Source organism: Streptomyces sp. NPDC052682 (assembly GCF_040678435.1).
In the GTDB taxonomy this organism is placed as follows: domain Bacteria; phylum Actinomycetota; class Actinomycetes; order Streptomycetales; family Streptomycetaceae; genus Streptomyces.
Map to the genome: position 1 here is coordinate 17226 of NZ_JBFATS010000013.1, position 23532 is coordinate 40757.

The 23532-nt window shown below is 74.7% G+C and carries 18 protein-coding genes; 5 read left to right on the forward strand and 13 right to left on the reverse strand.

The features are described from left to right. Positions 1–431 precede the first annotated feature (431 nt). From AB0K80_RS21310 to AB0K80_RS21320, 3 genes are all read right to left on the reverse strand, one after another. Positions 432–1658, reverse strand: a complete 1227-nt coding sequence (locus AB0K80_RS21310) for a DUF2690 domain-containing protein (RefSeq protein WP_365671892.1) — start codon at positions 1656–1658, stop codon at positions 432–434. 411 nt (positions 1659–2069) lie between these two features. Continuing rightward, positions 2070–2510, reverse strand: coding sequence for a DUF3017 domain-containing protein (locus AB0K80_RS21315; RefSeq protein ID WP_365672225.1), 441 nt, complete (start codon positions 2508–2510; stop codon positions 2070–2072). Positions 2511–2598: 88 nt separating this feature from the next. Then, entirely contained in the window at positions 2599–3453 is an 855-nt protein-coding gene (locus tag AB0K80_RS21320; protein WP_365671894.1) for a bifunctional methylenetetrahydrofolate dehydrogenase/methenyltetrahydrofolate cyclohydrolase, read from the reverse strand. A gap of 288 nt (positions 3454–3741) precedes the next feature. Between AB0K80_RS21320 and AB0K80_RS21325 the strand changes: the two genes are divergently transcribed. The 3 genes from AB0K80_RS21325 (at position 3742) to AB0K80_RS21335 (ending at position 6767) form a co-directional block, all read left to right on the forward strand. Further along, positions 3742–4332, forward strand: coding sequence for a hypothetical protein (locus AB0K80_RS21325; protein ID WP_365671895.1), 591 nt, complete (start codon positions 3742–3744; stop codon positions 4330–4332). Between the two features lie 132 nt (positions 4333–4464). Further along, on the forward strand, positions 4465–5211 hold the full coding sequence (locus tag AB0K80_RS21330) for an FHA domain-containing protein (protein ID WP_365671897.1): 747 nt from the start codon (positions 4465–4467) through the stop codon (positions 5209–5211). Next, positions 5208–6767: a protein kinase gene (locus tag AB0K80_RS21335; RefSeq protein ID WP_365671899.1), complete on the forward strand. Its 1560-nt coding sequence runs from the start codon at positions 5208–5210 to the stop codon at positions 6765–6767. Before AB0K80_RS21330 ends, AB0K80_RS21335 begins: the two co-directional genes overlap by 4 nt. Positions 6768–6815: 48 nt before the next feature. On the opposite strand, the gene purH is transcribed toward AB0K80_RS21335, so the two are convergent. After that, positions 6816–8378 (reverse strand): bifunctional phosphoribosylaminoimidazolecarboxamide formyltransferase/IMP cyclohydrolase, encoded by a 1563-nt coding sequence (purH, locus tag AB0K80_RS21340; RefSeq protein ID WP_365671901.1) that lies wholly within the window; start codon positions 8376–8378, stop codon positions 6816–6818. After that, entirely contained in the window at positions 8375–9013 is a 639-nt protein-coding gene (purN, locus tag AB0K80_RS21345) for a phosphoribosylglycinamide formyltransferase (RefSeq protein ID WP_365671903.1), read from the reverse strand. The genes purH and purN overlap by 4 nt, the downstream gene beginning before the upstream one ends. 315 nt (positions 9014–9328) lie before the next feature. Here purN and AB0K80_RS21350 point away from each other — a divergent pair, with 315 nt between their 5' ends. Then, entirely contained in the window at positions 9329–10102 is a 774-nt protein-coding gene (locus AB0K80_RS21350) for a hypothetical protein (RefSeq protein ID WP_365671905.1), read from the forward strand. Positions 10103–10127: 25 nt separating this feature from the next. Here the strand turns inward: AB0K80_RS21350 and AB0K80_RS21355 are convergent, their stop codons facing one another. Continuing rightward, positions 10128–11879 (reverse strand): DUF6350 family protein, encoded by a 1752-nt coding sequence (locus tag AB0K80_RS21355; protein ID WP_365671907.1) that lies wholly within the window; start codon positions 11877–11879, stop codon positions 10128–10130. A gap of 96 nt (positions 11880–11975) precedes the next feature. On the opposite strand from AB0K80_RS21355, the gene AB0K80_RS21360 reads away from it, so the two are divergent. Beyond that, a complete protein-coding gene (locus AB0K80_RS21360; RefSeq protein ID WP_365671909.1) occupies positions 11976–13046 on the forward strand; it encodes a helix-turn-helix domain-containing protein in 1071 nt (356 codons plus the stop codon). Positions 13047–13104: 58 nt separating this feature from the next. Here AB0K80_RS21360 and sucD read toward each other — a convergent pair whose 3' ends face one another. The 7 genes from sucD to AB0K80_RS21395 form a co-directional block, all read right to left on the reverse strand. Then, positions 13105–13989, reverse strand: coding sequence for a succinate--CoA ligase subunit alpha (gene sucD / locus AB0K80_RS21365; protein ID WP_344602678.1), 885 nt, complete (start codon positions 13987–13989; stop codon positions 13105–13107). A gap of 21 nt (positions 13990–14010) precedes the next feature. Then, a complete protein-coding gene (gene sucC / locus AB0K80_RS21370; RefSeq protein ID WP_365671911.1) occupies positions 14011–15192 on the reverse strand; it encodes an ADP-forming succinate--CoA ligase subunit beta in 1182 nt (393 codons plus the stop codon). A 504-nt stretch (positions 15193–15696) separates the two neighbouring features. Beyond that, entirely contained in the window at positions 15697–18072 is a 2376-nt protein-coding gene (locus tag AB0K80_RS21375; RefSeq protein ID WP_365671913.1) for a hypothetical protein, read from the reverse strand. Positions 18073–18370: 298 nt separating this feature from the next. Continuing rightward, positions 18371–19405 (reverse strand): hypothetical protein, encoded by a 1035-nt coding sequence (locus AB0K80_RS21380; RefSeq protein ID WP_365671915.1) that lies wholly within the window; start codon positions 19403–19405, stop codon positions 18371–18373. 193 nt (positions 19406–19598) lie between these two features. Next, positions 19599–20804 carry a VWA domain-containing protein gene (locus AB0K80_RS21385; RefSeq protein WP_365671916.1) on the reverse strand — a complete coding sequence of 402 codons (1206 nt, stop codon included), beginning with the start codon at positions 20802–20804 and terminating at the stop codon, positions 19599–19601. Next, positions 20801–20953 (reverse strand): hypothetical protein, encoded by a 153-nt coding sequence (locus tag AB0K80_RS21390; RefSeq protein ID WP_365671918.1) that lies wholly within the window; start codon positions 20951–20953, stop codon positions 20801–20803. The genes AB0K80_RS21385 and AB0K80_RS21390 overlap by 4 nt, the downstream gene beginning before the upstream one ends. Further along, a complete protein-coding gene (locus AB0K80_RS21395; protein WP_365671920.1) occupies positions 20953–23532 on the reverse strand; it encodes a DUF5682 family protein in 2580 nt (859 codons plus the stop codon). Before AB0K80_RS21395 ends, AB0K80_RS21390 begins: the two co-directional genes overlap by 1 nt.

Genomic DNA, 23532 nt, shown 5'->3' on the forward strand with positions numbered 1-23532 from the left:
GGCGTTCTCCGTATGACAGCTGGCGGTGGGGCGTGCCGCCCCGGGCGTTTTGATCGATCTCTTGGCGTCAAGAGAGATCCAGCGGTCAGGCTATCGCGCATCCGGCATCCCGGACCGCCGGGCTCGTGTGGCCCAGCCCACAGACCACCCGCCGTCCGTACGAGCGGCGGCCGCCCGTCCGGGAGAGGAGGACGAAGGCGGCCGCCGTGGGGGGAAACCGATCATGCCGGACTCCCGTGGGGGTACGGTTCGCGTGCCCGGGATCCCACGGGTCATGCCTGTCCGCCGCGAATTCTTTCGACGAGGTGCGGCGCGGGGGGTGCTTTCGGCCAGGACAGCGCGGGGCGCTTCGGCCAGGACAGCACCGGCCCCGGACACCGGAACCCGCCCCGGGCGCCTGCGGTGCCCGGGGCGTCACGCGCCCTGCCGCCTCACTTGGTGCAGCCCTGCCGTCCCGAGGCCAGGGTCACGCAGGCTTTCGCCTGGGTCGCGTTCCGCACGGCCACCATCGGGGTGTACGCGATGGTGTCGCCGGCGGCGGTGACGCTGCCGCTCTGGCGCGCCTTGCCGGCGGTCACCTGGACCTCGTCGCCCTGCGCGGCCTGGGTGACGCGCCCCCAGGCGGCCTTGCAGGTCTCGCTGTAACGGACCTCCACGACGGCCGTGCCGACGGTCGCGGTCTTGGCCGTGGTGACCAGGTCACCACTGCACCCCATGCTCTCGGCGTCCTTGCCGGTGCAGGCCTCACCGCTGCACTTCACGCCGGGCGGCAGGTCGGGGTCGGTGCTGACGGACCTCGAGGGCGACGGGGCCGCGCCCTTGCCGTCCCCGTCGGTGTGGGTGAGGTAGAACGCGCCGGCGATCACCACCAGCACCCCCACCACACCGGCGAGGAACATCGTCATCCGCCCCTTGCCGCCCGGGCCCGCCGAGCCGCTCCGGGCGGTGCCGCGCGGCGGCTCGCCGTACGCCCCCGCCGCACCCGGCGCCCGCCCGGCCCCGTCGGCCGCCCCCGGCGCGGCGCCGGCACCTGCTCCCGGGCGCGGCTGTGCCGGGCGGGTGGCGCCCGCCCGGGACGGCCCGGGGTGCCCGGCCACGCCCCACGCGTTGCTTCCCGCCCCAAAGGAGCCGCCCCGCCCGGCGTCCGGCCGGGCGTCCTGGACCTCGCGTACGCCGCCCACCGCGTCCTGGACGTCCGAGGGCGCCGGCTGCACCGGCACGCTCGGCACCACGCCCGCGGGTCCCGCGACACCCGGCGTGACCGTGGCGCTGCGTCCCTTGCGGCCCGAGCCGCCGCGGGCCTCGGCCTGGGGCACGCCGAACTCGCTGAGCGCGGCACGCGCCTGCGATATCCGGATGGCCTCCATCGTCATGTCGTGCCGCATCTCCGAGCGGCTCCAGGCTCTCTCGGCGAGCTCCCACATGGTGGTGAGATGGACCGGATTGGTGCCGGTGACCTCGGCCAGCGCCACGACCGCGCCCTTGGGCGCGAGCAGCCGGCCGTTGAGATAACGCTCCCAGGACGTCTTGCTGTAGCCGGTGCGGTCGGCGACCGACGCGACGCTCAGCCCGCTGCGGTCCACGAGCCGCCGCAACTGGCTGGTGAACTCCCTGATCTGCGGATCGAGTTCATCGGGCAAGGCCTTCCAACGAGGCATTGCTACCCCCCTCTTCCCCCCGGTTCGTGCTGGTGTGTCCCCCGCGCATGGCGCCCCTCGCCGAGCTCCCGTACTGCTACCCACAGGGATGCGCGCAGCGAGGAACTCAGTTTCCCGGGCCGGGGGCGCACGGGAGCGTGAGGGCCGCGGGCGCGCACCTTCGCGCGCCTGCCGTCTCCTGCCCCCGGGACGTCCCGGACCGTCCCGATTGCCCACGCTAGCGGCATCGTTGAACCACTTCGTGTGAAATCGGCGAACCTGTCCATAGCGGAACCGTCACTTCCGTGCCACAGCGCACGGACAGCCGTTGAACAGCGAGTTCCCCTGCTGGAGGCTGGATCGCGACGGCGGCCCGTCCTCCCACGGGGGTGAGGACGGGCCGCCGTACGCGCGCACGGGCCGCGGAGGGGGCTAGTTGCTGACCGTGAAGTGCAGGGTGTCCTTCAGGAACGGGATCTCCAGCAACGGGTTCGGCTGCGCCATCAACGCCAGCAGGACGATCACCGTGCCCAGTCCGCCGTAGGTGACGATGTCCGTGAAGCGGGAACGCACCGCGAGCAGACCGACGTCGGGCACCAGCCAGCGCAGGGCGGCGCCGCCCAGCAGCGCGGCCCCGATCAGCAGGGTGCCGACCCGGAACAGGTCGAACGCGGTCAGCAGCAGGCCCAGGCCGACCACGCCGAGCACGGCGAGGGCGGGCCACTGCCGGGCGGGCGCCGGGGCGTCGCGCGGGGCGGCCCGGCCGCCGCCCTCGGGGCGCGCGGTGTCCTTGGTGAACAGCGGGAAGCGGCGGGTGACGCGCCGCGGCACCCCGTCGACGTCCGGCGCGCTGACCGGGTCCCGGACGGTGATCTCCTCGCCGCCGCCCTCGGACGTGTCCGTGGCCGTGCCCTCGGACGTGTCCGTGGCCGTGCCCTCGGACGTGCCCCCGGTGTGCTCCTCAGCCGACACTGCGCTCCGCCGCCTCGACCACGTTGACGAGCAGCTGGGCGCGGGTCATCGGGCCGACCCCGCCGGGGTTCGGGGAGAGGAAGCCGGCGACCTCGGCCACGTCGGGGTGGACGTCACCGACGATCCTGCCCTCGGCGTTGCGGGAGACACCGACGTCAAGGACGGCCGCGCCCGGCTTGACGTCCTCGGGACGGATCAGGTGGGCCGACCCGGCCGCGGCGATGATGATGTCCGCGCGCTTGAGGTGGGCCGACAGGTTGCGGGTGCCGGTGTGGCACTGGGTCACCGTGGCGTTCTCGCTGCGCCGGGTCAACAGCAGCGGCATCGGGCGCCCGATGGTCACGCCGCGGCCGACCACCACGACCTCGGCGCCCTTGAGCTCGACGCCGTAGCGGCGCAGCAGGGTGAGGATGCCGTTGGGCGTGCAGGGCAGCGGGGCCGGCTCGTTGAGGACGAGCCGGCCGAGGTTCATCGGGTGCAGGCCGTCGGCGTCCTTGTCCGGGTCCATCAGCTCCAGGATGCGGTTCTCGTCGATGCCCTTGGGCAGCGGCAGCTGGACGATGTAGCCGGTGCAGGCCGGGTCCTCGTTCAGCTCGCGGACGACCGCCTCGATCTCCTCCTGGGTGGCCGTGCCCGGCAGCTCCCGCTGGATGGAGGCGATGCCCACCTGGGCGCAGTCGCGGTGCTTGCCGGCGACGTACTTCTGGCTGCCGGGGTCGTCCCCGACCAGGATGGTGCCGAGGCCGGGCGTGACGCCCTTCTCCTTCAGCGCCGCCACGCGGGCGGTGAGCTCGGACTTGATCTCGGCTGCGGTGGCCTTGCCATCGAGAATCTGGGCGGTCATGGTCCCATCCTCCCGGATGACCGGCCGCCGGTTCCAATCCGGGGCCCCCTCCGACCGCCGCCGGGCCCCCGCCCAGCCTGTCCCGCCGTGTCCGCTCATGATCGGTGATGTTGCACTTGCACAACACATCCCGATCACGGCTGGACAAGGAAGACACCTGTCCAGAACGATTGAGCAGCACAGTGCCGCGGGCGGAACCGGGGGGACGAACCGCATCTGTCGACCTTCCTCCGAGCCGTGCCCCGCGTCGTCCCCGCACCTGACGTGACATCGGAGGAAGACCCGACCATGAGTTTCGGCGACCCGAACAACCCCTACGGGCAGCCGCCCCAGCAGCAGCCCGGCACCCCCGGTTACGGCTACCCGCAGCAGGGCCAGCCCGGTGCCCCGCAGCAGGGCTACGGCTACCCCTCCGCCCCGCCGGTGCAGCAGCCGTACGGCGGCCAGTACGGCGGCGGCCCGACGACCATGCCCAGCACGGTGAACGCGGCCCGTGTGATGCTGTGGGTCATCGTCGGTCTGCAGGTGCTCGGCGCGCTGCTGTACGGCATCGGCGCCGCCGCCGTGAGCGCGGCGAAGGACAGCACCGACGACCCCGAACTGGCCAGGGTCCTCGGCGACATGCCGGTCGGCCTGATGTGGGCGATCGCGGTCTTCGCGATCGCCTGGCTGGTCTACGCGGCCATGCTGGCGGTGAAGTTCAAGACCGGCGGCAACGGCGTGCGGGTCGCGGCCCTGGTGTTCGGCATCATCACCGCGATCCTCGGCATCTACCCGTTCCTGATCATCGGCGTGGTGCACCTGGTGCTGGGCATCCTGATCGCCGTCTTCGTCGGCAACGCCAACGGGCGCGCCTGGTTCAACCGTCCGCGGTACTGAACCCGGCGCCGCGAGCGAACAGTTCGCGCCCATCTCCGCGCAGGGCCGTGTCTCACCCGTTCGAGGGGGACACGGCCCTGGCGCGTCGCCCTAGTCTGACGGGGGTAGCTGTCAGGCACGGGGAGACGCACCTTGTACAGCATCATCGTGGTACCTCCGCCGACCACGGAGGACGAGCGGCACCGGCCCCAGATCCGCCTCGCGCCCGGCGAACGCCTCACGTTCGGCCGGTCCGCCCCGGACAACACCCTGCACATCGCGCACGACGGGGTCTCCCGCCGGGCCGGTGAGATCAGCGCTCAGGGCGCCTTCTGGATACTGAGCAACCTCAGCCGGGACCAGACGTACGTCGTGGAGAACCCGGAGGGCGCGGGCGAGCACATCAAGGTGGCGCCGGGGCGGCTGGACGCGCCGGTCCCCTTCGAGTTCGCGCGGATCGTGCTGCCCGCGGCGGGCGACCTGCTGCCGCTGGAGGTGTGGGCGCCGCGCCACGACTACCTGAGCACCGAGGGCGGCCTGTCCGGCGCCACCACCGCGCCCGCCTTCTGCCTCGACCGCACCAAGCGCTACTTCGCGGTCCTGGCCGCCCTGTGCGAACCCCGCCTGCGCGGCGCGCCGCACGCCCCGCTGCCCACCGTCGATCAGGTCGTCGAACGGCTGCGCCCCACCTGGCCGGCCGCCTCGCGCACGTCGGTGCAGTGGAACATCGACTACCTGGCCGTGAAGCTGCGTCTGAAGCCGGGCCCGGAGACCGCCGAGCCGGGCCCGCGCCTGAACGGCAAGAAGGAGTCCCTGGTCTCGCTGGCGCTCCGCTTCGACCTGGTACGGGAGGACGACCTGGCCGTCCTGGCGGCGCCGTCGGGCCGGGCAAGGCGGTGAGCGAGCCGTACGCCGTGCCGGTGCCGAAGGGCTACCGGGTGGGCCGCTGGGAGGTGCGCGAGCCGATCGCGACCGGCGCCTTCGGCAGTGTGTACGCGGCCCGGCGCACCGCCGGCGGCCCCGAGCTGCCGGAGACGGTCGCGCTGAAGTTCCTGCCCACCGGCACGGGCACGCCCCGGCAGCTCGCCCACCTGCGCGAACTGGTCGAGCGGGAGGTGGAGTTGTACCGGCGGCTGCGGCAGCCGCGGCTGATCCGGATGTACGAGACGCTGACCGTGGACGACCCGGACCGGCCCGAGCTGGACGGCGCCACCGTGCTGGTCCTGGAGCGGGCGGAGGGATCCCTGGCCGCGCTGCTCACCGCCACGCCCCGGCCCGGCGCCGGTCCCGCGCTGCTCGCGCAGATCGGCGAGGGGCTGGCCCAGCTGCACCGGGCGGGCTGGGTGCACGGGGACCTGAAACCGGCCAACGTGCTGCTGCTGGCGGACGGTTCGGTGCGGCTCGCCGACTTCAACCTGGCCGCCGAACTGGAGGGCACCCACGCGTACGGCCCGGCCTTCTCCACGCCCGACTACACCCCGCCCGAACTGCTCTGGTCGGACATCGGCGTCCGGGGCCGCCGGATCCGCCCCTCCGCCGACGTGTGGGCCTTCGGCGTCCTGGCCCACCTCGTCCTGACCGGCTCCTTCCCGCTGCCCGGCGCGACGTCGGCGGCCCGCCGCGACGCGGCCGCCGCCTACGCCCGGGGCGGCGAGGAGCTGCGCCTGTCGCCGGATCTGCCGGAGGCCTGGCGGGACATCGTGCGGTCCTGCCTGACCCGCACCCACGAGGACCGCGTCGACAGCGAGACCCTGCTGCGGCGCCTGGCGGCGGTGGCCGGCACCGGTCACCGCGGCCTCCGGCTGCCCCGGCCGCGCCTGCCGGGCCGCCGCTCCCGCCGTACGGCGGTCCTGGCCGCCACGACCGCCACGGTCGCCGTCGCCGCCCTCGGCTACGGCCTCGCCGGCTGGGCCGGGCCCGGCACCCCGGGTCCCGGCAGCGGCAGGGTCACGGCCGCCACCTACGGCGCCGCCGAGCTGCGCACCGACAGGGGCGTGCCGGTCCGCTACCGCCGGCTGATCGTCGACGCCGCCCACGACTGCGTCCAGCAGGAGGTCACCCCGGCGCTGATCGCGGCGATGCTGAAGGCGGAGAGCGACTTCGACCCGGAGCTGTCCGACCCGGACGCGGGCCCGGAGGGCGAGTACGGCATCGCCCGCTGGACCCCGTCGCTGCTGCGCTGGTGGATCCGCCCGGACGGCCTGCCCGCCGAGCAGACGCCCCGGCCGCCGCTGACCCCCGAGGAGTCCATCCCGGCCGTGGGCCGCTACCTGTGCTTCATCGAACCGCGGCTGAGGCAGGACCTGCCCGGAGACCGCCGGGTGCTGGTCGCCGCCGCCTACCGCACGTCGACCCGGAAGGTGAACGCCGCGGGCGGAGTGCCGCCGGGAACACGGCGGTACGCCGCCCGCGTCGCCCACTACCTGAAGGAGTACACCCCGGCCGGGAAGAAGTGACCCCGGAGAGGTCCGGGGCCACGGGAACCCGGCCGGGTTCCGCCGGCTCTAGTGGAAGAAGTGCCGCGTGCCGGTGAAGTACATCGTGACGCCGGCCTTCCGCGCGGCCTCGACGACCAGTTCGTCACGGACCGAACCGCCCGGCTGGACCACGGCCTTCACACCGGCCTCGGCCAGGATCTCCAGGCCGTCGGGGAAGGGGAAGAAGGCGTCGGAGGCGGCGTAGGAGCCCCGCGCGCGCTCGGCGCCGGCCCGCTCCACGGCGAGCTTGGCGGAGTCGACGCGGTTGACCTGGCCCATGCCGACGCCGACCGAGGCGCCGTCCTTGGCGAGCAGGATGGCGTTGGACTTCACGGCGCGGCAGGCCTTCCAGGCGAAGGCCAGCTCCGCCAGTCCGGCCTCGTCCAGCGCCTCGCCGGTCGCCAGGGTCCAGTGCGCGGGGTCGTCGCCGTCGGCCTGCAGCCGGTCGGTGACCTGGAGCAGCGCGCCGCCGTCGATGGGCTTGACCTCGACGGGGTTCGACGGGGCGTCGGGGCAGCGCAGGACGCGGATGTTCTTCTTCCTGGCGAGGGCTTCGAGCGCGCCCTCCTCGTAGCCGGGCGCGACGATGACCTCGGTGAAGATCTCGGCGACCTGCTCGGCCATCTCCTTGCTGACCGGGCGGTTGACGGCGATCACGCCGCCGAACGCCGACAGCGGGTCGCAGGCGTGCGCCTTGCGGTGGGCCTCGGCGACGTCGGCGCCGATGGCGATGCCGCAGGGGTTGGCGTGCTTGATGATCGCGACGCAGGGCTCGGCGTGGTCGTACGCGGCACGGCGGGCGGCGTCCGTGTCCGTGTAGTTGTTGTACGACATCTCCTTGCCGTGCAGCTGCTCGGCCTCCGCCAGGCCGCCCGTGCCGGAGACGTAGAGGGCGGCGGGCTGGTGCGGGTTCTCGCCGTAGCGCAGGGTGTGCGCGCGCTCCCAGGTGGCGCCGAGGAAGTCGGGGAACTGCGAGTCGTCGGCCGGGGCGTAGGACGAGGCGAACCAGGAGGCCACCGCCACGTCGTACGCGGCCGTGTGCTGGAACGCCTCCGCGGCCAGGCGGCGGCGGGTGGCCAGGTCGAACCCGCCGGTCCGGGCGGCGTGCAGGACGTCGCCGTAGCGGGCGGGGCTGGTGACGACGGCGACGGAGGGGTGGTTCTTGGCGGCGGCGCGGACCATGGACGGGCCGCCGATGTCGATCTGCTCGACGCACTCGTCGGGCGAGGCGCCCGAGGCGACGGTCTCGCGGAACGGGTAGAGGTTCACAACGACCAGGTCGAACGGCTCGACGCCGAGCTCGGCGAGCTGCCGCCGGTGGTCCTCCAGACGCAGGTCGGCGAGGATGCCGGCGTGCACGCGCGGGTGCAGCGTCTTGACGCGGCCGTCGAGGCACTCGGGGAAGCCGGTGAGGTCCTCGACCTTGGTGACGGGGACGCCGGCGGCGGCGATACGGGCGGCCGTGGAACCGGTGGAGACGAGATCGACCCCGGCCTCGTGCAGGCCGCGCGCGAGCTCCTCGAGCCCGGTCTTGTCATAGACGCTGACGAGCGCCCGGCGAAGGGGCCGCTTGTTGCTCTCGGCGGTCACTGGATAACTACCTTTCGTCCCTCAATGCGATAGCCGTTGCGGGCGAGCCGCCCCACGACCTCGACGAGCAGCCTTCGCTCGACTTCCTTGATGCGCTCGTGCAGCGCGCTCTCGTCGTCCTCGTCCCGGACCTCGACCACGCCCTGGGCGATGATCGGGCCGGTGTCGACGCCGTCGTCGACGAAGTGGACGGTGCAGCCGGTGACCTTGGCGCCGTACGCGAGGGCGTCCCGCACGCCGTGGGCTCCGGGGAAACTGGGCAGCAGAGCCGGGTGGGTGTTGACGAACCGCCCGCCGAAGCGGGCCAGGAACTCCTTGCCCACGATCTTCATGAACCCGGCGGACACGACGAGGTCCGGCTCGTGGGCCGCGACGGCCTCGGCGAGGGCCGCGTCCCACTCCTGGCGCGTCGCGTAGTCCTTGACCTTCCGCACGAAGGTGGGCAGCCCGGCCCGCTCGGCCCGGGCGAGGCCCTCGATGCCCTCGCGGTCGGCGCCGACGGCCACGACCTCGGCGCCGTACGCCTCGGGGCCGGTGGCGGCGATCTCGTCGAGGAGCGCCTGGAGGTTGGTGCCGGATCCGGAGACCAGCACGACAAGGCGCCGGACGCGCCGGTCCTCGGGCTTGGCGGCCACGGTGGGGGGCCTTTCTCGGGGGAAGCGTCGGTTCCAGGGCGGCCGCGCGTCGAGGCACTGCTTTGTTCATTCGTACGAATGCTTCGCGCCCCCGGATACGGGGAAGCCTACGAAGCGGCCGACCGTCAGCAACGATACCGGCACACCGGGCGGCCCCCACGGGACGGGGGCATGGCCGGAAGGTAGCGTCTGGGAGGAGCCGGTCCGGGAACGACGTCAGCGCGCCGTGCGTTCATGGGACGACGGCCCCGGCCGCAGCACCGTTCGGGGACGCTCCAGATCAGCCGTACTCACCTAGGGGAAGACGCTCACTTGATGCCGGACCGCAGCCTGCGACTTCTCACGCTCCCCCAGCAGTCGCTGTCCAGAGGGGAGCACGGTGCCGTGTTGCTGCGGGAGCGCCCCGCGTCCCCGCCCGAGGCGCCCTCGGACAGCGGCAGGGGCGACGGTGACGGGCGGCGCGAGGGCGCACCGGAGGACAACCCCTTCGCCCCGCCGCCGGAGGGCACCCCGGACCGCCCCTGGCAGCCGCGCCACCCCTCGGGCGACCAGGACACGCACCAGGACGGCGGCCGGTCCCCCTGGGGCAGTCAGTGGAGCGACCGGCAGCCCGGCCGCTCCCCCGGCGGCTTCGGCGAGCGCCCCGAAGGGCCCGAGGGCCCGGGCGGCACCCCGCCCCCCCAACTGCGCTGGGACCCCACGGACCCGGCCCAGCGCCGCGCCCGCTACGCGCTGCTGAGCGGCATCTGGGCCTTCGTCTTCGCCCTCTTCAGCTGGCCGTACATGGCCCTGCTGCTGGGCGCGCTCGCCCTCTACTGGGGCATCAGCTCGCTGCGCGCCAAGCCCCGGCGGCCCGACCCCGACGCCCCGGCTCCGGAGCAGACCGGGCGTCCGCAGACCACGGCGGCGGTGAGCGGCCTGGTCACGGCCTCGCTGGCACTCGCCCTGGTCGGCGCGTCCTTCGCCGCGCAGATGGTCTACCGCGACTACTACACCTGCACCAGCGACGCCCTCACCAACGCGGCGAAGCAGTCCTGCAGCCGGTACCTGCCCGACGAGCTGCGCGGGGTGCTGGGGACCGGGGGCTGACGCCCTCACGTCCCTACCAGGGGTGCTACGGAGCCTGTGCACGGCTCTGGCCGGGCGCCGGGCTCGGGGGTGTGCCGGGGTCGTTGGTCGTGCCGGGGTCGTTGGTCGTGCCGGTGTCGTTGGTTTGCCCGGCGTCCTTGGTACTCGCCGTGTCCTTGGTACTCGCCGTGTCCTTGGTACTCGCCGTGTCCTTGGTACTTTCGGTGTCCCTGGTCGTGGCGGTGTCCTTGGTCCCCCCGGTGTCAACGGCCCAGTCGGTGTCCTTGGTCCACCCGGTGTCCATGGCCCAGTCCATGGCCCAGTCGGTGTCCATGGCCCACTCGGTGTCCATGGTCGGTCCGGTGTCCGTGGTCCGCTCGGTGTCCTTGTTCCGGGAGAGCCAGCTGCGGACCCGCCCTGCGGTGCCGGCCGGGGCGGCCTCGTCCTCGTCGCGGGGTGCGCCGATCCGCGCCCACGGCGCGCGCGGACCGGCGCCGTGCCGGACCCGTACCGCCAGGGCCGTGGGCACCGCCACCGCCCCGAGCCACGCCAGCGTCGCGGACCCCACCTGCCACCAGACCGGTCCGAACCGGGCCAGCGCGGCCACGCCGAGCGGCCCGCCCGCCAGCGCCGCCAGCCCGGCGAGCGCGGCCGCGCACAGCCCGGCGGCCAGGACGGTGGCGCCGGCGGTCCGCCGCCAGGACCACTCGCCTCCCCCGCCTGCGGCCTGCGCCGCCGCCCGCCCCGCCACCCGGCCCACCAGGACACCGGCCGCCAGCGGCACCGCACCCGCCGCCCAGGTCAGCGGCGTGCCCGCCCCCGGCTGCGGCACCGCCGCCAGCAGCGGGAACGGCGGCAGCAGCGGCTCGGGGGCCGAGCCGAGCGGGGTCACGAGATGGCCGGCGCCCAGAGCGAAGCCGGGGCCGAGAGCGTACGCCGTCGCCCACACCGCCGCGTTCGGCAGCAGCGCGGCGCACAGCAGCAGCACCGCGCACCGTCCCGACCAGCCCTGCGACAGCTGGGGGAACGCGTCCCAGAGCGCACCGCCGTGCCAGGCCAGGGACGCCGCCAGCAGCAGTGTCCCGCCGCCGAGCAGCACGGCCAGCCCGTGCGCCGCCGCCCGCGTGGCCACGCCCGGGCGGGCGTCCGGACCGAGCAGCAGGTGGCGCAGGCCCCTCCGCGGCACGATCGCGCCCAGGGCCCGCACGAGGGGCGCGCCGGGACGGCCGTACGCCGTCCACACGCCCGCTCCGGCCGCGCCCGTCGCGACCAGCGGCAGGCACGCGGCCGTCCACGGCCACGACGGCCGCAGCGGGCCGTCGGCGGCGTACAGCGCGGCGGGCGCGGCGACGGCGAGGTAGCCGAGGACGACGCCCGCCCAGGCCGTGCGGGCGGAGACGAGCGGGGGCCCGCCGCCGTCCGGCAGCCGCGGGTACCCGTCGGCCGCGTCCCGGGCCGCCCGGTGCAGCAGCCACACCGGCAGGGCCGGCAGCAGCAACGGCGGGACGCCCAACGGCGCCGGGACGCCGGAGAGGGTGTCGGTGCGGATCAGTTCGGTGCCGTGTGCCAGCAGCCACAGCGCCGCCGCGACATGCAGCGCGCCGCCCGGCCCGCTGTCGGGGTACGGCGAGCTGATCCACAGCACCATCACGAGCACGGTGAGGGACGCGAGCCCCAGCCCGGCCGCGAGCGCGCCGCCCAGCAGGCTCGCGGCCAGTGCGGGCGATCGGTCGCGCAACCGGGCCGGCGGCGACGGACGCGACGATCGGCGAACGGTCATCTGGATCACGCCCGCCATGCTCCCAATGACACACGCTTTCCGGCTGTAACAGGCGAAGCTCCGCTGTGTCGCACAATATACGTTTATGTACTTTTCCGTACGGAGGGGTGCCCGGTGACGCAGAGCCCCGCTCCCCCGCTGCCGCCGCCCCGGGAACGCCGACGCCTGCGTGAGAACGGGAAGCTGACGCTGGATCAGACAGCCCGCCGGGTGGGCGTCTCCCGCGACCGGGTGCGCAAGTGGGAGACCGGCCGCTCCACCCCGCGCGGCCGGCAACGGGAGGCCTACGCGACACTCCTGGCGTCGCTCGCCGAGCCGCAGCCGGAGCGTCAGGAGGTGCCAGAGCCGGCGGAGGTGACGGTACCCCAGCGCACACCGCGGGCGCCGTCGCTGACCCCCGCTCAGGCCTTCGACGCGCTGTACGCCTTCTGCGCCCCCGCCCTCGTCCGGCAGGCCTACCTGCTGACCGGCCGCCGGGACCTGGCGCGGGAGTCGGTCGAGCGGGCCTTCCAGCTCGCCTGGGAGCGCTGGCCCGAGGTGGCCCGGGACCGGGACCCGGCGGGCTGGGTGCGGGCGGCGGCGTACGAGTGGGCGCTGTCGCCCTGGCACCGGTTCCGCCCCCGCTACCGGCACCCCGAACCGCCGCCCGCGGACGCCGCCGGCCGCACCCTGATCAACGTCCTGACGGCCCTCCCGCCGTCGTACCGCCGCACGCTCGTGCTGTACGACGGGGTCGGCCTGGACCTGCCGGAGACCGCGGCGGAGACGGAGGCGAGCACCCCGGCGACCGCGCGCCGGCTGACGCACGCGCGGGAGGCGGTCGCCGCGCGGCTGCCCGAGCTCGCCGACCCGGCGGTGCTGCACCGACGGCTCGCCGAAGTCGCCTCCGTGCAGCGGTTGCGGGCCGCGCGGCCACCCGAGGTGCGGACGGGCGGCGAGCGGCGCGCCCGGTTCTGGACCCGGGCGGCGATCGCCTTCACGGTGGCGCTGATCGGCACCACGGCGCTCACGCTGCGCACGGCGCCGACCCGCTACGAGCCCCCCGTGCCGCCGGGGGCGACGGTGCGGGGCGTGCCGCCGCGGGCGGCGCCGGGGCCGCTGTCGCAAAAGGAGCTGAAGCTGCGGGCCAAGCTGCGCGAGGAGTGGCCGGCCGGGCCGCAGCGGCTGCTGCCGCAGCCGTGGTGAACGACGGTGGGCCCGCCCCCCTTCCGGGGGGCGGGCCCACCGTGCGCTGCCGGGCCGGTCAGCCGGCCAGGATCTCCCGGGCCAGCTTGGCCGTCTCGGTCGGCGTCTTGCCGACCTTGACGCCGGCGGCCTCGAGGGCCTCCTTCTTGGCCTGGGCGGTGCCGGAGGAGCCGGAGACGATGGCGCCGGCGTGGCCCATGGTCTTGCCCTCGGGCGCGGTGAAGCCCGCGACGTAGCCGACGACCGGCTTGGTCACGTTCTCCTTGATGAAGGCCGCGGCCCGCTCCTCGGCGTCGCCGCCGATCTCGCCGATCATGACGATCAGGTCGGTGTCGGGGTCGTCCTGGAACGCCTTCAGCGCGTCGATGTGGGTGGTGCCGATGATCGGGTCACCGCCGATGCCGACACAGGTGGAGAAGCCGATGTCGCGCAGCTCGTACATCATCTGGTACGTCAGCGTGCCGGACTTCGACACCAGGCCGATGCGGCCCGGCTTGGTGATGTCGGCCGGGATGATGCCGGCGTTCGACTGGCCCGGGGTGATCAGGCCGGGGCAGTTCGGGCCGATGATGCGGGTCTTGTTGCCCTTCTTGCCGGCGTACGCCCAGAAGGACGCCGTGTCGTGCACCGCGATGCCCTCGGTGATGACGACCGCGAGGGGGATCTCGGCGTCGATGGCCTCGACGACCGCGTCCTTGGTGAACTTCTCCGGGACGAAGATGACCGTCACGTCGGCGCCGGTCTTCTCGATGGCCTCCTTGACGGTGCCGAAGACCGGTACCTCGGTGCCGTCGAAGTCGACGCTGGTGCCCGCCTTGCGCGGGTTGACGCCGCCGACGATGTTCGTGCCGGACGCCAGCATGCGGCGGGTGTGCTTCTGACCCTCCGAGCCGGTCATGCCCTGGACGATGACCTTGGATTCCTTGGTGAGGAAGATAGCCATGGTGTTGTGTGACCTCGTCCCTTACTTCGCGGCAGCAGCCAGCTCGGCGGCCTTGTCGGCCGCGCCGTCCATGGTGTCCACGCGCTGCACCAGCGGGTGGTTGCGGTCGTCGAGGATCTTCCGGCCCAGCTCGGCGTTGTTGCCGTCGAGACGGACGACCAGCGGCTTGGTGACCTCCTCGCCCTTGGACTCCAGGAGCTCCAGGGCCTGCACGATGCCGTTGGCGACGGCGTCGCAGGCGGTGATGCCGCCGAAGACGTTGACGAAGACGGACTTGACGTCCGGGTCGCCGAGGATGATCTCCAGGCCGTTCGCCATGACCTCGGCGGAGGCGCCGCCGCCGATGTCGAGGAAGTTGGCGGGCTTGACGCCCTTGTGGTTCTCACCGGCGTAGGCGACGACGTCCAGGGTGGACATGACCAGGCCGGCGCCGTTGCCGATGATGCCGACCTCGCCGTCCAGCTTCACGTAGTTCAGGCCCTTGGCCTTGGCGGCCGCCTCGAGCGGGTTGGCGGCGGCCTTGTCGTGGAGCTCCTCGAACTCGGGGTGACGGAACTCCGCGTTGTCGTCCAGGGAGACCTTGCCGTCGAGGGCGATGACCTCGCCGGAGGCGACCTTGGCGAGCGGGTTCACCTCGACCAGCAGGGCGTCCTCCTTGACGAAGACCTCCCACAGCTTGACGAGGACGTTCACGACCTTGTCCGCGACCTCGGCCGGGAACTTGGCGGCCTCGACGATCTCGCGGGCCTTGGCCTCGTCGACACCGTCGATCGCGTCGATCGCGATCTTGGCGACGGCCTCGGGGCGGGTGGCCGCCACCTCCTCGATCTCCATGCCGCCCTCGACGGAGGCGATGGAGAGGAAGGTGCGGTTGGCCCGGTCGAGGAGGAAGGAGACGTAGTACTCCTCGAGGATCTCCGGCGCCGTCTCGGCGATCATCACCTTGTGGACCGTGTGGCCCTTGATGTCCATGCCGAGGATGTCCGTCGCGCGGGCGACGGCCTCGTCCGGGGTGGCGGCCAGCTTCACGCCACCGGCCTTGCCGCGACCACCGACCTTCACCTGCGCCTTGACGACAGACTTGCCGCCCAGGCGCTCGGTGATCTCGCGCGCCGCCTCAGGCGTGTCGATGACTTCACCGGCCAGCACCGGTACACCGTGCTTGGCGAAGAGGTCCCTCGCCTGGTACTCGAACAGGTCCACGCGCTTCCGTCCCTATCAGTGATCTAGCGGTTCGTTGGATGCGTGGGCGTGCCGCGAAGGGCAACGTGACGACCGCATGTGTCACAAGGGAGGCGCACACGGTGTCCGAGCGCGCGGCATGTCCGTCTCGCAGGTTATCGCCGGTTGCGGAGGGTCTCTAAATCAGGGGTCACACGTGAGCGGTGATACCTGTCACATGATGCCGCGTTCTCTGACACGGCGTGCCGGAGGTGAGGGGCCTCACCGGGCTGGGGTTCACCCGGTGAGGCCCGTCGTACACCCCCGAAGGGCCGCGAACGGCCTGTTGTCCCGGTTTCTCTGGTTTCTCCGGGGGCGGGCCGGGTGCTCCCCACCCCGATGGGGACCACCCGGCCCCCTCCGCAGGGGCCTCGGCCGGACCGGCCGACGGCTTTCGGCCGTCCGGGCCTCGTAACTCCCGCGGCGCTCGGATGCTGTCCGCCGTGCGGCGGTCGTACGCCCGTACGGCGCACGAGGGGCAGCGGGTCAGATGCTGTACGGCATGGAGCCCGGGGCGGCGGACTCGGCGACGCCCTGGGCGCCGGCGGCCGCGTGCCCGGCGAGCGGGCCCGCGGTGCCCCGGACCGTCCCGGTCAGGTCCTGCGCGAAGGACGCGGCCTGCCCGGCGACGCCGTGGACGAACGGGTCCGCGTCACCGGCCACCCCGCCCGCGAAGGGCGCGGCCTGACCCGCGACGCCGTACGCGAACGCCGTGGCGCTGCCGCCGACCCCGTCGGCGACCGGCTCGACCAGGTCCACCACGGGCCGGGCGGCCTCGCCGACCCCGTGGGCGAACCGGGGAACCTCGCCGGCGACCCCGTGGGCGAACGCGCCGGCCTGTCCCGTCACGCCGTACGCCAGCGGCGGTACGTCGCCGGCGACACCGCCCGCGAAGCCCTGGACGTCCCCGGCGACGCCGTACGCCACCGCGCCCGCGTCCGCGACGGCCTGCCCGGCGACGGGCAGCACACCGTGCACGGCGGTGTTCGCGACCGGCGGCAGGACCGCGTCCGCGGTGTCGTGGACGGCGTGGGCGGCGAGGCCGGTGGCGTACGGGGCGACGTCATCGGCCACACCGCCGACGGCCGGGCGGACCCCGGCGACCGCGCCGGTGGCCAGGGGCGTCACGCCGGAGATTGCGCCGGTGGCGACGGGCGCCACGCCATGGACCGTGCCCTCGGTGACCGACCGCACGCCGGAGGCCGCGTCCTCGGCGACGGGCAGGGCGCCGCTCGCCGCTTGGGTGGCGAGGTGGTGGGCGTCGGCGGTGACGCCGCCGACGGCGGGGCGGATGTCAGCGACCGCGCCAGCGGCCACGGGTGTCACACCGGCGACCGCGCCCTCGGTGACCGACCGCGCGCCGGAGGCCGTGTCCTGGGCGACGGGCAGGGCGCCGCTCGCCGCTTGGACGGCGAGGTGGTGGGCGTCGGCGGTGACGCCGCCGACGGTCGAACGGACCTCGGCGACCGCGCCGGTGGCCACGGGCGTCACACCGGAGATTGCGCCGGTGGCGACGGGCGCCACGCCATGGACCGTGCCCTCGGTGACCGACCGCACGCCGAAGGCCGCGTCCTCGGCGACGGGCACGGCGCCGCTCGCCGCTTGGACGGCGAGGTGGTGGGCGTCGGCGGTGACGCCGTATGCCGGCCGGGTCGCCGCGTCGGCGGTGTTCCCGGCGGTCCGGGCGGTCCCGGCCACGGCGGCTCCGGCCACCGGCCGGACGCCGTCCACCGTGCCGGTGGCGACGGGCGCGACCCCGCCGGCGGTGTCCCGGACGGCCGAGGCGGTCCCGGTGACGGTGTGCTGGGCGACCGGGGCGACGCCCGTCACGACACCGTGCGCGACCGGGGTGAGGCCGTCGACGGCCTGGGCCGCGAGCGGCGGAACGACGGCGTCCGCCGTCTCCCGGACGACCGGGGTGACGGTGCCGGGAACGGCGCCGACCGTGCCCACCACCTGCTGCCGGACGCCCCCGACCGTGCCGGTGACGTGGTTCGGTACGGCGGAGACCGACGCCTCTGCGGCGGCCGTCGCCTGCGCCGCCTCGCGCTGGGCGGTGTCACCGAGCACGGTGGCGCGGGCCCGGGCACCGCCGACCGTGTTCTGGGCGGCGGCCTGCGCGCTAGCCGCGGTGCGGTCCGCGCCCGCGACCGTCCGCTGGACGGTGGTGCGGACGGCGCCGTCGGCGCCCTGGGCCTTGGCGCGGGCGGTGGTCTGCGCGGCCGCGAGCTTGGTCTGGGCGGCGGCCAGGGCCTGCTCCAGCTCGGGGGCGAAGGCGGAGAGCGGGCCGAAGAGGTAGTCGATGGTGCCCTGGGGCGAGTCCGGGGTGGTGTCGGACAGTGCGGCGGCCGCCTGGCCGGTGGCGGCCTTGGTCTCGGCCTGGGCGGCGCGGGCGGCCTGCGCGCCCTGGATGGCCTGGGCGCCCCTGATCCTCGCCGCGTGCGGAACGGCGACCTTGCCCTCGACGTACCGGCGGGCCTGCTCGGTGGTGCCGGCCTGGGACGCGGCCTTGCCGGCGGCGGTGCCGGTGGCGCCGGCGGTGGCCTGGGCGGAACCGGTGGTGCGGGTGAGCGTGGTCGTGGTCGTGCCGGCGGTGTGCCGGAGCGTGGCGGTGGTGCCGTCGGTGACGCCGTCGGTGACGTCGGAGACGGTGTCGTGCACGCCGGAGACCACGCCGTCGACCGTGTCGGTGACGGTGCCGAGGACGCCGCCGTCCGTGTCGGCCGTCGCGTCCACCGTCGTGTCCGTCGCGGAGAGGGAGGAGGCGGGCAGCTCGTCGGCGCTCGCCACGGTGGAACCGAGCGCCCAGGCGCCGGTGACGCCCGCGGCTATGACGATGGAGCGTCGGATGTTCTTGTTCATCACGTGCGTCAGATCCTTGGATCTCGGGTTCCGAAGCGCTGGGGAGTTCCGGGGCTTCGGAAGGCTGGGGGACATTTCCCTGGGGACATTTCCGGGCCGGTGCCGGTGGTGATCCGCCGTCTGGCGTCGCGGTCCGTCACGTCCGGGGAGTGAGGACGGGCGGGGCGCAGGACGCGCAGGGGGAGCCGGACACGGTCCCGGCTGGGCGCGTCCGGGCCACGCGGAGGCGTCCGGACGGCCGGGCAGACCTGCTCCGCCCCCGCGCGGCAGGTCTACGGCGGGGGAAGGGGCTGCCCGGCTAGGCGGGGGATACGGGAATGTCCCGGCAGCGGTCCCGGGTCCCGGCGGCCTCGCGGGCCGCGGTGGCGCCGGGCACCAGCCGCGGCGGCGTCAGGTGGTTCACGGTGAGCGCGTGCGGGTCGCCGTGCCGCGACGTGCCGTTGTCGGCCGCCGACCGGTGTCCCAGCGCGCCGTCGGGGGCCCCGGCGGGCGTCGGAGCGGGGTGCGCCGGGGCGGTGCGGCCGGCCTCGGCACGGCGTTCCTCGCCGTGCCGCCCGGTGTCCGTCCAGGCACGGGCGAACTCAGGGCCGTAGACGACGGACGTCTCGGCACCGGTCCGGGGACCGGAGGCGGCGGTGTCCGCCGGTGGGGTGGTCACCGCGCCCGGGTGGGGTGCCTGGACGGGGACCTGGATGACGGGGGCCTGGGTGACGGGGGCCGGTACGGGGTGCGCCGGGGGTGCGGGGAGGCTCGGAGGTGCGGGCGGAGCCGGGAGCGCGGGCGAGGTCGGGAGCACCGGTGGGGTCGGGAGGCCCGGCGCCGCGGAGTCGGCCGGCAGGCCGGGCAGGCAGGGCAGCGGCGGCAGGGACGGATCGCCGCCGACGGGCAGGGTCGGGGTCGGCGCGGAGGGGAGCGCGGGCGGCTTCGGCAGGACGTCGGCCGGTGCGGCCGCCGACTCGTCCAGGACATGCGCAGCGTGCCGCACGGAGGAGGCGTGGGACGAGGGACGGCCGTGCCCTGCGCGGTCGTCCACGAGCCGGGCGTCCGAGGCTTCTGCGGCCGGGCGGAGCCCGTCCGCCGAGGCCCGCACGGATGCCGGTGTCTGCACGGACGCCGCGCTCGTGTCCGCAGACGAAGCCGAGGCCGAATCCTGGACAGCTGACCCCACGGTCCGGGCCGGCGGCACACCGTCCGCCGCCTGCGCCTGCTCGCCGCACAGCAGCCCCACCGCGCACACCGCGCCGAGCAACAGCGCCAGATGGAGCGCACGCCGCCCGGCCGCTGTGCGCAACAGGCGCAGAGCGGCACCGGGCAGAGCGGCTGACCAGGTCAAGACGGGGAGGTTCCTCCCGTGCGGCGGGACGTCGAAGCGCGTGGCGACCGTCGAACGAGCGTCGATCCTCGCACGGAACTCCAGAGGTCACGCAAGCCCGGTGTTACCGATGGGTAGTCATGTCCGTTTTGCCAGCCCGAGCCGGACGCCGCCGGATCGACACGTCGTCACCGTCCCGCCGATGCCCGCTTCGTCACGCCGTGTCGGGTATCGGCAGCGGCCGCTTCTCGATCGCCGCCGCCATCACCTCCGGGAACAGGTCGGGCGTGCAGGCGAAGGCGGGCGCCCCCAGGGCCGCGAGCGCGGCCGCGTGCTCCCGGTCGTACGCGGGCGCCCCTTCGTCCGACAGCGCCAGCAGCGTCACGAACTGCACGCCCGATGCCTTCATGGCCGCGACCCGCTTGAGCATCTCGTCGCGTATCCCCCCTTCGTACAGGTCGCTGATCAGGACGACGACCGTCTCCGCGGGGCGGGTGATCTGCGACTGGCAGTACGCCAGTGCCCGGTTGATGTCCGTGCCGCCGCCCAGCTGCGTGCCGAACAGCACGTCGACCGGGTCGTCCAGCTGGTCGGTGAGGTCGACCACCGCCGTGTCGAACACGACGAGCCGGGTGCTGATCGACCGCATCGACGCCAGCACGGCCCCGAACACGGAGGCGTAGACGACGGACGCCGCCATCGACCCGGACTGGTCGATGCAGAGAACGACCTCCTTCTTCACCGACTGCGACGCGCGTCCGTAGCCGATGAGCCGCTCCGGCACGATCGTCCGGTACTCGGGCAGGTAGTGCTTGAGGTTGGCCGCGATGGTGCGGTTCCAGTCGATGTCGTGGTGGCGGGGCCGGGTGATGCGGGCGCTGCGGTCGAGGGCGCCGGTGAGGGTGGCCCGGGTGCGGGTGGCGAGCCGCTTCTCCAGGTCCTCCACGACCTTGCGCACCACGGCCCGTGCGGTCTCCTTGGTGGTCTCCGGCATCGCCTTGTTCAGCGACAGCAGCGTGCCGACGAGGTGGACGTCGGCCTCCACCGCCTCCAGCATCTCCGGCTCGAGCAGCAGGGTGGCGAGGCCGAGCCGGTCGATGGCGTCGCGCTGCATGACCTGTACGACGGACGACGGGAAGTACGTCCGGATGTCCCCGAGCCAGCGCGCCACGGACGGCGCCGAGGCCCCGAGCCCCGCCGAACGGTCCCGTCCCGCCTGTGGTTTGTCCCCCTTGCCGTAGAGCGCGGCGAGGGCCCCGTCCATCGCCGCGTCCCGCCCGGACAGGGCGCAGCCGGTGCCGTCGGCCGCGTCGCCGCCGAGCACGAGCCGCCAGCGCCGCAGCCGCTCCCGGGCCGGGTCCAGCAGCTCCTGGGCCGGGTCCCGCGGTTCCTGGGCCGGGTCCCGCGCTTCCTGCGTCATCCGCGCGCCCCCGTCCGCAGCCGCTCCCAGAGCGGAATCACCGGCACCGTCGTCGCCCGCCCGGTGTCCGCGCGCCGTCCGGGCCCGTCGCCCCCGGCGCTCTCGGTCTCGCAACCGCCGCTCGGCTCGCGCAGCGAGTCGGTCGTCATCACGCCACCCCCACAAGGTCGTTGCCGGTGTCGTCCGTTTCCACTTCCGCTCCGTCCAGGCCCAGCAGCAGCCGCACCACCGGCAGCACCGCGTCCGCCCGCCCGGCGTCCAGGTCGGGAGCGAAACCGGGCAGTCCGGCACCCGCGGCCGCCGCGCTCGCCCGCGTGCCCGGTCCGCGCCGGACCAGCTCGCCCAGGGTGCGCCGCACCCCGGGCTCGTACGCCGAGAAGGTGCGGCGCAGCAGCGGCAGCACGTCCGTGAACGCCTCCGCCGGTACGCCCGTCAGCCACGTGTCGACCAGCCCGAGCAGCCGCTCGTCGTGCACCAGGAGCAGCCCGCCACCGGAGCCGCCGCCGACGAAGCCCTCGATCCAGGCGGCCGCGTCGGCCGGCGGTGTCCCCGGCGACAGCACGAGCCCCATGAGCCGCGCCGCCTCGTCCTGCGCCAGCTCGCCGTCGTCCAGCAGGAGCCGCACGGCCCGCCCCCGGACGACACCAGGCACGGCGTCCCGCGCCGACAGCACCCGCAGCACCGAGCACCAGCGGGCCCGCAGGTCGCCGCGGGCCGGGCCGGGGGTGCGGGCGGCGTGGGCGGGTGCGGCGGGCGGGTCCTGCTCGGTGTCCGCCGGCGGCGGGGTCGCCGCGTGCCGGTCCTCGCGTTCTGGCGGCGAGTTGCGTGGCGCGGAGCCGCCCAGCAGCCCCACCGCCCCGTGGACGGCGTCCACATGGCGCCGCATCTCCTCGGCGGCGTCCGTGTCGAGGGCGGCGCACGCCGGGGGCAGACCGACGAAGACGCGCTCGGCCAGGCCCTGGGCGACCTCCGCCAGGGCACGCGTGTCCGTGCCGCGCACATCGCCGTACCGCAGGGAACGCACGAGGGCAGGCAGTGCCTGGGCGAGGTGACCGACGTCCGTGTCGAGGGCGGCGCGGTCGTCCAGCACCCGCATCACCACCGGCAGGGCGTCCGGCAGTTCGGCCAGCAGGCAGCGCTCGGCGAGCGCGGTGACCTCGGCGAGGCCCTGCGCGGCGACGGCGTCGGCCTCGGCCTTCGCGGTCGCGGCGCCGAGCACCGTCGTCCCCCACACCCCCGCCTCGGCGACCCGCACGGACAGCTCCGGCTCCCAGCGCAACCGCCAGGTCTCCCGGAACGTCCCGGTGCTGCCGCGCGAGGCGACCGGTTCTCCCCACGCGACGCCCAGCAGCCGCAGCCGGTGCAGCAGCCGGCTGCGCCCCGCGTCGGTCTCCTTGCGCAGGTCCAGCTCCAGCTCCCGTTCCAGCGCCTCCGGCTTGAGCCGCAGCCGGCGCTGGAGCCGGGCGAGGTCCCGCTGCAACGGCACGGCGGGCGCCGCCGACGGCACCTCCCCCAGCACGTCGCCCACGACCAGCCGGTCGTGCACCAGCGCCAGCGGCACGTCCGAGCCCTCGCACATCACCGCCCGCACGGCGTCGGTCATCTCGCCGAGGCCGGGCAGCGGGCGGCCGCGCAGCGCGGCGAGGGTCTCCGCCAGCCGCACCGCCTCGATGACATGCGCGGAGGACACGATCCGGTCCTCGGCGCGCAGCAGGCCCGCCACCTTGGTCATCCACCGCTCGACCGGCCGGTCCGGGGCGCTGAACAGATGCCCGTACCAGCCCGGCGAGTCGATGCCCGCGCCGTATCCGCTGACCCGGGACAGCCGCCGGTGGGTCCACGGCACCCAGGTCATGTCCGCCTTCACCTTGGGCAGGCCCTTCAGCAGGGCCTTGTCGGCGGCGACGGTGCTTCTGTGCCGCAGCGCGGGCACGTGCCACGCCCCGCACACCACGGCCACCCGTCCCTCGAACTCCCGCTGCGCGGCCCGCACCTGGAGCCGCATGTAGGCCTCGCGGACCAGATCCCGCCCGTGTCCGCCGCTGCCGTACGCCTCGCGCAGGGCCCCCATCGCCTCTTCCAGCGCGCTGAACGGGGCGAGCGCGTCCCCCTCCCCCACGCCCCGGTGCTCCACGACGTCCTCCCACCAGCGCTCGGGATCGTCGTAACCGGCGGCGTCGGCGAGGACGGCCAGGGGATCGATGCGGACGTCGGCTTCTGCGGGCGGGTCCTGGTCGGGCCCGGCAGATGGGCCCTGCTCGGGCCCGGCAGATGGGCCCTGCTCGGGCCCCTCCGCAGGGGCCGGGCTGTGGGCCGGCCCCGTGCCGGGAACCGCGTCTTCCCCTGCCTCCGTTCCGCTGTCCTGCCTCTCCCACGCCAGCGTGTGCGTGGCCGGCAGGTCGATGAAGCGGGCCGGGACGTCGTGGTCCAGGGCCCAGCGGAGGGCGACCCACTCCGGGGAGAACTCGGCGAGCGGCCAGAACGCCGAGCGGCCCGGTTCGTCCACCGCGTGGGCGAGGAGGGCGACCGGCGGCCGCATCTCCTGGTCGGCGGCGAGCGGGATCAGGGCATCGGCCTCGGGCGGGCCCTCGATCAGCACGACGCGGGGCCCGGCCTGCTCCAGCGCGGCCCGCACCGCCCGGGCCGACCCCGGGCCGTGGTGCCGTACGCCGAGCAGCAGCGGCCCCCGGCCGAACGCGTGCCCCTCGGTGCTGTCGACGTCCGTCAC

Excerpts from the sequence above, each read along its gene's own strand:
- AB0K80_RS21310 (WP_365671892.1), bottom strand. The coding sequence starts at position 1,658 with ATGCCTCGTTGGAAGGCCTTGCCCGATGAACTCGATCCGCAGATCAGG.
- AB0K80_RS21320 (WP_365671894.1), bottom strand. The coding sequence starts at position 3,453 with ATGACCGCCCAGATTCTCGATGGCAAGGCCACCGCAGCCGAGATCAAG.
- AB0K80_RS21325 (WP_365671895.1), top strand. The coding sequence starts at position 3,742 with ATGAGTTTCGGCGACCCGAACAACCCCTACGGGCAGCCGCCCCAGCAG.
- AB0K80_RS21350 (WP_365671905.1), top strand. The coding sequence starts at position 9,329 with ATGCCGGACCGCAGCCTGCGACTTCTCACGCTCCCCCAGCAGTCGCTG.
- AB0K80_RS21355 (WP_365671907.1), bottom strand. The coding sequence starts at position 11,879 with ATGGCGGGCGTGATCCAGATGACCGTTCGCCGATCGTCGCGTCCGTCG.
- sucD (WP_344602678.1), bottom strand. The coding sequence starts at position 13,989 with ATGGCTATCTTCCTCACCAAGGAATCCAAGGTCATCGTCCAGGGCATG.
- AB0K80_RS21375 (WP_365671913.1), bottom strand. The coding sequence starts at position 18,072 with ATGAACAAGAACATCCGACGCTCCATCGTCATAGCCGCGGGCGTCACC.
- AB0K80_RS21385 (WP_365671916.1), bottom strand. The coding sequence starts at position 20,804 with ATGACGCAGGAAGCGCGGGACCCGGCCCAGGAACCGCGGGACCCGGCC.
- AB0K80_RS21390 (WP_365671918.1), bottom strand. The coding sequence starts at position 20,953 with ATGACGACCGACTCGCTGCGCGAGCCGAGCGGCGGTTGCGAGACCGAG.